The sequence below is a fragment of the Flavobacterium sp. genome (assembly GCF_044339515.1).
GTDB lineage: Bacteria > Bacteroidota > Bacteroidia > Flavobacteriales > Flavobacteriaceae > Flavobacterium.
In genome coordinates, this window is sequence record NZ_JBIIVK010000013.1 from 62,447 (window position 1) to 69,319 (window position 6,873).

The 6,873-nt window shown below is 33.8% G+C and carries 8 protein-coding genes and 3 tRNA genes; 1 reads left to right on the top strand and 10 read right to left on the bottom strand.

Annotated features, from left to right (window positions below):
* Positions 1-14 precede the first annotated feature (14 nt).
* The 4 genes from ACIQ0M_RS05470 to ACIQ0M_RS05485 form a co-directional block, all read right to left on the bottom strand.
* Positions 15-911 carry a MerR family transcriptional regulator gene (locus ACIQ0M_RS05470; protein WP_396150532.1) on the bottom strand — a complete coding sequence of 299 codons (897 nt, stop codon included), beginning with the start codon at positions 909-911 and terminating at the stop codon, positions 15-17.
* A gap of 208 nt (positions 912-1,119) precedes the next feature.
* Positions 1,120-1,201, bottom strand: a tRNA-Leu gene (locus ACIQ0M_RS05475).
* Positions 1,202-1,238: 37 nt separating this feature from the next.
* Positions 1,239-1,311: transfer RNA gene (locus ACIQ0M_RS05480), tRNA-Lys, on the bottom strand.
* A gap of 28 nt (positions 1,312-1,339) precedes the next feature.
* Positions 1,340-1,412: transfer RNA gene (locus ACIQ0M_RS05485), tRNA-Lys, on the bottom strand.
* A gap of 125 nt (positions 1,413-1,537) precedes the next feature.
* On the opposite strand from ACIQ0M_RS05485, the gene ACIQ0M_RS05490 reads away from it, so the two are divergent.
* A complete protein-coding gene (locus ACIQ0M_RS05490) occupies positions 1,538-2,059 on the top strand; it encodes a shikimate kinase (protein WP_396150534.1) in 522 nt (173 codons plus the stop codon).
* Here ACIQ0M_RS05490 and ACIQ0M_RS05495 read toward each other — a convergent pair.
* From ACIQ0M_RS05495 to thrS, 6 genes are all read right to left on the bottom strand, one after another.
* Positions 2,048-2,548, bottom strand: a complete 501-nt coding sequence (locus ACIQ0M_RS05495; RefSeq protein ID WP_396150536.1) for a phosphoribosyltransferase domain-containing protein — start codon at positions 2,546-2,548, stop codon at positions 2,048-2,050. The genes ACIQ0M_RS05490 and ACIQ0M_RS05495 overlap by 12 nt on opposite strands.
* A gap of 108 nt (positions 2,549-2,656) precedes the next feature.
* Positions 2,657-3,217: a hypothetical protein gene (locus ACIQ0M_RS05500; RefSeq protein ID WP_396150538.1), complete on the bottom strand. Its 561-nt coding sequence runs from the start codon at positions 3,215-3,217 to the stop codon at positions 2,657-2,659.
* A gap of 109 nt (positions 3,218-3,326) precedes the next feature.
* Positions 3,327-3,671, bottom strand: a complete 345-nt coding sequence (gene rplT / locus ACIQ0M_RS05505; RefSeq protein ID WP_129465421.1) for a 50S ribosomal protein L20 — start codon at positions 3,669-3,671, stop codon at positions 3,327-3,329.
* A 150-nt stretch (positions 3,672-3,821) separates the two neighbouring features.
* Positions 3,822-4,019 (bottom strand): 50S ribosomal protein L35, encoded by a 198-nt coding sequence (rpmI, locus tag ACIQ0M_RS05510; protein ID WP_035678477.1) that lies wholly within the window; start codon positions 4,017-4,019, stop codon positions 3,822-3,824.
* A 116-nt stretch (positions 4,020-4,135) separates the two neighbouring features.
* Positions 4,136-4,684 carry a translation initiation factor IF-3 gene (gene infC, locus ACIQ0M_RS05515; protein ID WP_396150544.1) on the bottom strand — a complete coding sequence of 183 codons (549 nt, stop codon included), beginning with the start codon at positions 4,682-4,684 and terminating at the stop codon, positions 4,136-4,138.
* A 23-nt stretch (positions 4,685-4,707) separates the two neighbouring features.
* Complete coding sequence (thrS, locus tag ACIQ0M_RS05520; protein WP_396150541.1) at positions 4,708-6,654, bottom strand: threonine--tRNA ligase; 1,947 nt, start codon at positions 6,652-6,654, stop codon at positions 4,708-4,710.
* Positions 6,655-6,873: the final 219 nt, after the last annotated feature.

Below are 6,873 nucleotides of genomic sequence, written 5' to 3' on the forward strand. Positions count from 1 at the left end.
GATTTAAGGAAAAATTAAAGATTATTTGACATTTCCTGGATTGAACTGAAGATTTTTACGTTTGGATGTTGATCTTGCTTTATAAATTCAGTCAATCGACCTATTGTCCATAATTCAGATTGACTGCTTTCTAAAATTTCAGTATGAATTTCTTTCAAATAATTGTTTATTTCATCTTTGGATGGCTCTACAGTCATGTAAGAAATATAAGTCACATTATCAAAGTATTTTTTAATGTCTTTTAAACTTTCAATAGGAACACTCTCTCCCAAATAAATTGTTTTGTAGCCATTTAAAATTATTTCATAATTAAGGTACATCAATCCCAATTCATGGATTTCATTGGAAGGAAGAAAAAGTATAAAAACCCTATCCTCTTTAGTTGGGTCTAATGACTGAACTTTTTCAGTGTTTACCAACAATTTTTGTTTTATTAAGTAACTAATAAAATGTTCGTGTGCAGGAGAAATCGTTTCAGATTGCCACAGCAAACCAATTTCATTCATTAATGGAATGAAAATTTCATAAAAAATTTCTCTAAATGACTTTTCTGATAATAAGTTATTGTAAGTATTGACAAATAATGTTTGATCAAAATTCATCATGGCCAATTTAAAAGCATTGATGGCATGATGTTTTACACTTTTTTCGTTCACAATTTCTCGTACGAGAATACTAATTTTATCGGGACTTAATTTTGATATTTTTGAAATTTTATAACCGTGATTATGAAGCAAAGTAATATTCAAAAGCTTCTGAAGAGCAGGTAAATCATAAAAGCGAATGTTGGTGTCTGTTCGCATGGGTTCCAAAACATTGTATCGTTTTTCCCATATCCTGATCGTATGTGCTTTGATGCCTGATAAATTTTCAAGGTCTTTGATACTGAATACATTTTTAACATTGTTCATCCTTTCGCTGTATTTGTTAAACAAAATTAGCAATTATTAATTAATGAACTATTTTTTTATGGTTTATTTTTGAAAATTATACAATTAGTAAAGAAAAAAACTACAATTAGTTCAAATGGAATGATTATAAATTTTCAGATTGAGAAATTAACAAGAAAAATGGAGAATAAAAAAAACGTTAAGCGAACTTAACGTTTATAGATTTGAGTGACCACGATGGGATTCGAACCCATACGCCTTGCAGCACCACCCCCTCAAGATGGCGAGTCTACCAATTTCTCCACGTGGCCTAAAAAAGTAAAGACGTTGCACGCAACGTCTCTTTTGTGACCCGACTGGGGCTCGAACCCAGGACCCCAACATTAAAAGTGTTGTGCTCTACCAACTGAGCTATCGAGTCATAGCATTTAGAAATTTCAAAAAAATTGTGACCCGACTGGGGCTCGAACCCAGGACCCCAACATTAAAAGTGTTGTGCTCTACCAACTGAGCTATCGAGTCAAATGCAATTTCTTGAATGCGGGTGCAAATATACGGCCTTATTATTTATTTTTCAAAGCAAAATTGTCTTAAATTTGGTTTTTTAAATTATTCTTTCTTAACGCCTTATTATACAGTGATTTATTATGTGTAAAAAAATTATTTTAGTAGGATACATGGGGTCGGGAAAGACAATTATAGCTTCAAGATTGGCAAGTGTTTTGCGAAAAATGCATTTAGATTTAGATTCTTTAATTGAAAAAAAAGAAAATTTAGGAGTCAATTCAATTTTTAAAACAAAAGGTGAACTCTATTTTAGACAACTGGAACATCAGGTTTTTAAAAGTCTAATCGAATCAGATGATGAATTTATTTTGAGTCTGGGAGGAGGAACGCCATGTTATGCTAACAATCATCTTTTTTTAAAAAATGAAGATGTAGTATCTATCTATTTAAAGACTTCTGTAGAAGAGCTTCATACACGTTTATTGGATAATAAATCATCAAGACCGCTCATCGCTGCGATGGAAGAGGTGGAGTTAAAAGAATTTATTGCAAAACACCTTTTTGACAGAAGTTATTATTATCATCAAGCGAAATACATCGTTTCAACTGATGCTAAATCAATCGATGAGATTGTGGAAGAAATAAAAAATTTAGTTGCTTAAATAGGCCAAACTTGTATTTTCTTCAAAAACTACTTGAACGTGTTCTTGTAAAGAGGTTGAAAGTGAAATACCTTTAAAATCAACTTTCACCGGATATTTTTTATGATTTCTGTCCACCAAAACAGCAGTCTTGAATTTTTTTAAAGGGACATCCAAAAAGTGTTTTACGCCATAGACTAAAGTGGTACCCGAATTTAAAACGTCATCAACCAAAATCAATCCCTTGTTTTGATAATCGTTTTTTGAGATGGAAGTTGTTATCGGTTGAAAAGGGTCGTTTTTATCTATAAAAACTTCACACAAGACAATTTTTAAAGAAGCAATTTTGCTCAATTCGTTTGCTAATTTTTCTGCAAAAACATAACCGTTCTTGGCAATTCCGGCTATTATTATCTCTTCTTCATCCACAAATGTTTCGTAGATTTGATAAGCAATTCGTTTAATTTTATGCTCAATTTCCTGATGTGAAAGAATTGTAATTTGCGGCATGATTTTTTATTTTTTCAAAGATAGAAAGATTATACAACATCCAAAAAACATTTTTAGAGTATGAAATTTAAGTTTGAATTTTGTATGGTGCTTCTAGGTTAAACTTTTTTAGTTATCTTTTAAGCTACTGATTTTTTTATCAAAAAGTTCTTTATTCAATGATAAACCATAGGCTAAACTCATAAAAATACACCAAGAAATTAAATAGGCCGGAAATTTTTCCACACCAAATTGTAGGTATTCATTTTTCGAAAATACAAACATAACAATGACTACAAGGATATTACAAATGCTAATGACCCAAAAACTAAATTTAAATTTAATTTCCTTAAATAGATAGGAGTAGAAATAAAAGAGTAACAATGCAGCTAAATAACCTCCTGTAGTGATTAATGCAACGCCTTCTAACTCTGAACTATCTCCATTCGTAATATTTTGAATCAGCTCGTCAAAAAAGTAAAGCACAATTCCTAATCCAAGAAACACTAAATAACTTTGTACAACGCTAAGAATAACGCCAAGTACTTTATTTATTTTAAATTTATCTGTGTTTACTAAACTGACTGACAATGCAAAAATAAGCGGTAAAAAGAATAATGCTTTTTCTACTGAAGGGACAAGCAGCATTATAATAATTACCATAACAGAACCTACTAAAACACGTATCATATGCTTTTTATTTAAACTAAATTTATAATCATAAAGATAATAAAAAAAGAGCTGCCTTTTCAGACAACTCTTTTATATAAGTAAGTTAAAATCGGGTTGATAAAAACGTTTATTTTACTTTGTTCACAATTGCTTTGAAAGCTTCCGGATGATTCATTGCTAAATCAGCAAGTACTTTACGGTTCAATTCGATACCGTTAGATTTTACTTTTCCGATAAATTGAGAATAACTCATTCCTTCCAAACGAGCACCAGCGTTAATACGCATAATCCATAACGAACGGAAGTTTCTTTTGTTTTGTCTTCTGTCACGGTACGCATAAACCATGGCTTTTTCAACCGCGTTTTTTGCAACCGTCCAAACGTTTTTACGTCTTCCAAAGAAACCTTTGGCTTGCTTTAATACTTTTTTTCTTCGTGCTCTTTTAGCAACAGAATTTACTGATCTTGGCATAATTTTCTTGTTTTTTTGTAGCAGGCGTCCCGAATTGAATCAAGGGAACTTATCGGCCATACTCCAAGGTTATTAAATAATTTTTAACCTAAAGAATTAATTATTGAACAACTAATGACTATTTACTAATCACTAATTACTATTCACTAATTATATAATTCTTAATTGTTGTTTAATGCTTTTCTCATCGGTAGGGTGAACCAACGTCGAATGAGTTAAAGCTAATTTACGCTTTTTAGATTTTTTTGTCAAAATGTGACTCTTAAAAGCGTGCTTTCTCTTGATTTTTCCAGAGCCAGTTACTTTGAATCGCTTCTTTGCACTGGATTTTGTTTTCATTTTAGGCATAATTTCCCAAATTTATTTGTGATTCAACTTACTTACTATTTTTAGTTTCTGAGGGCCGAAGGTTATGAGGGACTGAGTTTAATTTCAGCAACTCACAAACTCAGTTACTCAGCAACTTACTTCTTCTTCTTAGGAGCGATATACATAATCATTCGCTTTCCTTCTAAAACGGGCAAAGCCTCTACTTTTCCTAATTCTTCTAAATCCTGAGCTAATCGCAATAAAAGAATCTGACCTTGCTCTTTATAGATGATTGATCGTCCTTTAAAAAACACAAAGGCCTTTAATTTAGCTCCTTCTTTTAAGAACTTTTCAGCATTCTTTTTCTTAAACTCATAGTCATGCTCATCCGTTTGCGGACCAAAACGAATTTCTTTCACTACAATTTGAGTCGATTTGGCTTTAAGCATTTTTTCTCTTTTCTTCTGCTCGTAGATAAACTTGCCGTAATCCATTAATTTACAAACCGGTGGCTCAGCATTGGGAGAAATTTCTACCAAATCCACCTCAAATTCTTCGGCTAAACGCAAAGCTTCAGAAATTTTGTAAACGCCCGGTTCGATGTTTTCACCTACCAATCGTACTTCGGGCACACGAATTAAATTGTTAATTCTATGTGCTGCCTTTTTTTCTACTCTGGGTTGATATCCCCTGTTGTTTCTAATTGCTATGACTTTTAATTTTTAAGTTAAACTATAAATGGTTTTAATGTTTTGCTAATTTCTTCGTTTACAATTCGAGCAAATTCCTCCACTGTAACTGTTATATTTCCTTTTCCTTCTTGACCGTGTCTTCTCACAGAAATGGTGCCGTTTTTCTCCTCTTCATCACCCACAATAATCATAAAAGGAATTTTCTTAACCTCTGCATCCCTAATTTTCTTGCCGATTGTTTCGTTCCTATTGTCAATTAGGCCGCGAATTTCGTGATTTTCTAGCAAAGTTAAAACTTTTTCAGCATAATTTTCGTATTTCTCGCTCAAAGACAAGATTATAGCTTGCTCCGGCATTAACCATAGTGGGAAATTTCCTGCCGTGTGTTCGAGTAAAATCGCAATAAATCGCTCCATCGAACCAAATGGTGCACGATGAATCATCACCGGTCGATGCATTTCATTATCAGCTCCTTTGTAACTTAATTCAAAACGCTCCGGTAAGTTATAATCCACTTGAATGGTTCCCAATTGCCATTGTCTTCCCAAAGCATCTTTCACCATAAAGTCAAGTTTTGGTCCATAAAAAGCAGCCTCCCCATATTCTACAACGGTATTCAAACCTTTGTCTCGTGCAGCATTGATAATCGCATTTTCTGCTTTCTCCCAATTTTCATCACTCCCAATATATTTTTCCCGGTTTTCTTGATCTCTCAATGAAATCTGAGCCGTAAAATTTTCAAATCCTAACGAACTGAAAACATACAAAACCAAATCAATTACTTTTTTAAACTCGCTGTCTAACTGATCCGGAGTACAAAAAATATGGGCATCATCCTGTGTAAACCCGCGAACTCTTGTCAACCCATGCAATTCACCACTTTGCTCATAACGATAAACTGTTCCAAATTCAGCATAACGTTTTGGCAAATCTTTATAACTCCATGGTCTTGTGTTGTAAATTTCACAGTGATGCGGACAATTCATAGGCTTCAACAAAAATTCTTCACCTTCTGCCGGCGTGTGAATCGGCTGAAAACTATCAGCACCATATTTCGCATAATGTCCCGAAGTAACATACAATTCTTTCTGACCAATATGTGGCGTAACAACTTGCTCATAACCCGCTTTTTTCTGAGCTTTCTTCAAAAATTGCTCTAAACGATCACGCAAAGCAGCCCCTTTTGGTAACCATAACGGTAAACCTTGACCCACTTTTTGCGAAAAAGCAAATAAATCCAACTCTTTTCCTAGTTTTCTATGGTCTCTGCGTTTGGCTTCTTCCAACAATTCCAAATATTCAGTTAAATCTTTCTGTTTCGGAAACGAAATACCATAAACTCGAGTTAGTTGCTTGTTCTTCTCATCGCCACGCCAATATGCACCGGCAACACTCATAATTTTCATCGCCTTAATTAATCCCGTATTCGGAATGTGACCACCGCGACACAAATCAAAAAAGTTGGCGTGATCACAAAACGTAATCGTTCCGTCTTCTAAATTCGAAATCAATTCCGTCTTGTATTCATTATTTTTATAAACTTCCAAAGCCTCGGCTTTTGATACTGAACGCATTTTAAATTCGTGCTTTTCTCTCGAAATTTCCAAAACGCGGTCTTCAATGGCTTTAAATTCGGATTCCGTAATTTTAGTATCACCAAAATCCACATCATAATAAAACCCATTATCAATCGCCGGACCAAGCGTTAACTTAATTCCTGGATATTGCTCCTCCAAAACCTGAGCCATCACATGTGAAGTCGAATGCCAAAACGCCTTTTTACCTTCTTTGTCATTCCATGTATACAATATAAGTGAACCATCCGTGGTCAATTCCGTCGTCGTTTCCACAATAGTGCCGTTATGCGACGCAGAAATCACATTTCTCGCCAAACCTTCACTAATACTTCTCGCAACATCCATTGGAGTCGAATTCTTCTCAAACTCCTTAACCGAACCGTCAGGTAAACTAATTTTTATCATGCCTAAAATTTTATGGACTGCAAATATATAAGATTACAAAATCCCACACAATATATATAGGTAATATTAAAATAACATTTTTCAGAAGCTAATCCCGCTTTCCATTGCAAGCTTGTTTGTCTTGTTGTTTTTTTCTACGTCAAAAAAAGAGCTTCCTTTGGTCGCTTTTTTTTGCCAAGAAAAAATACACCAATCCTTCACAAGGCTTTCCATTACAAT

Excerpts from the sequence above, each read along its gene's own strand:
- ACIQ0M_RS05490 (WP_396150534.1), top strand. The coding sequence starts at position 1,538 with ATGTGTAAAAAAATTATTTTAGTAGGATACATGGGGTCGGGAAAGACA.
- rpmI (WP_035678477.1), bottom strand. The coding sequence starts at position 4,019 with ATGCCTAAAATGAAAACAAAATCCAGTGCAAAGAAGCGATTCAAAGTA.
- ACIQ0M_RS05470 (WP_396150532.1), bottom strand. The coding sequence starts at position 911 with ATGAACAATGTTAAAAATGTATTCAGTATCAAAGACCTTGAAAATTTA.
- ACIQ0M_RS05500 (WP_396150538.1), bottom strand. The coding sequence starts at position 3,217 with ATGATACGTGTTTTAGTAGGTTCTGTTATGGTAATTATTATAATGCTG.
- thrS (WP_396150541.1), bottom strand. The coding sequence starts at position 6,654 with ATGATAAAAATTAGTTTACCTGACGGTTCGGTTAAGGAGTTTGAGAAG.
- rplT (WP_129465421.1), bottom strand. The coding sequence starts at position 3,671 with ATGCCAAGATCAGTAAATTCTGTTGCTAAAAGAGCACGAAGAAAAAAA.
- ACIQ0M_RS05495 (WP_396150536.1), bottom strand. The coding sequence starts at position 2,548 with ATGCCGCAAATTACAATTCTTTCACATCAGGAAATTGAGCATAAAATT.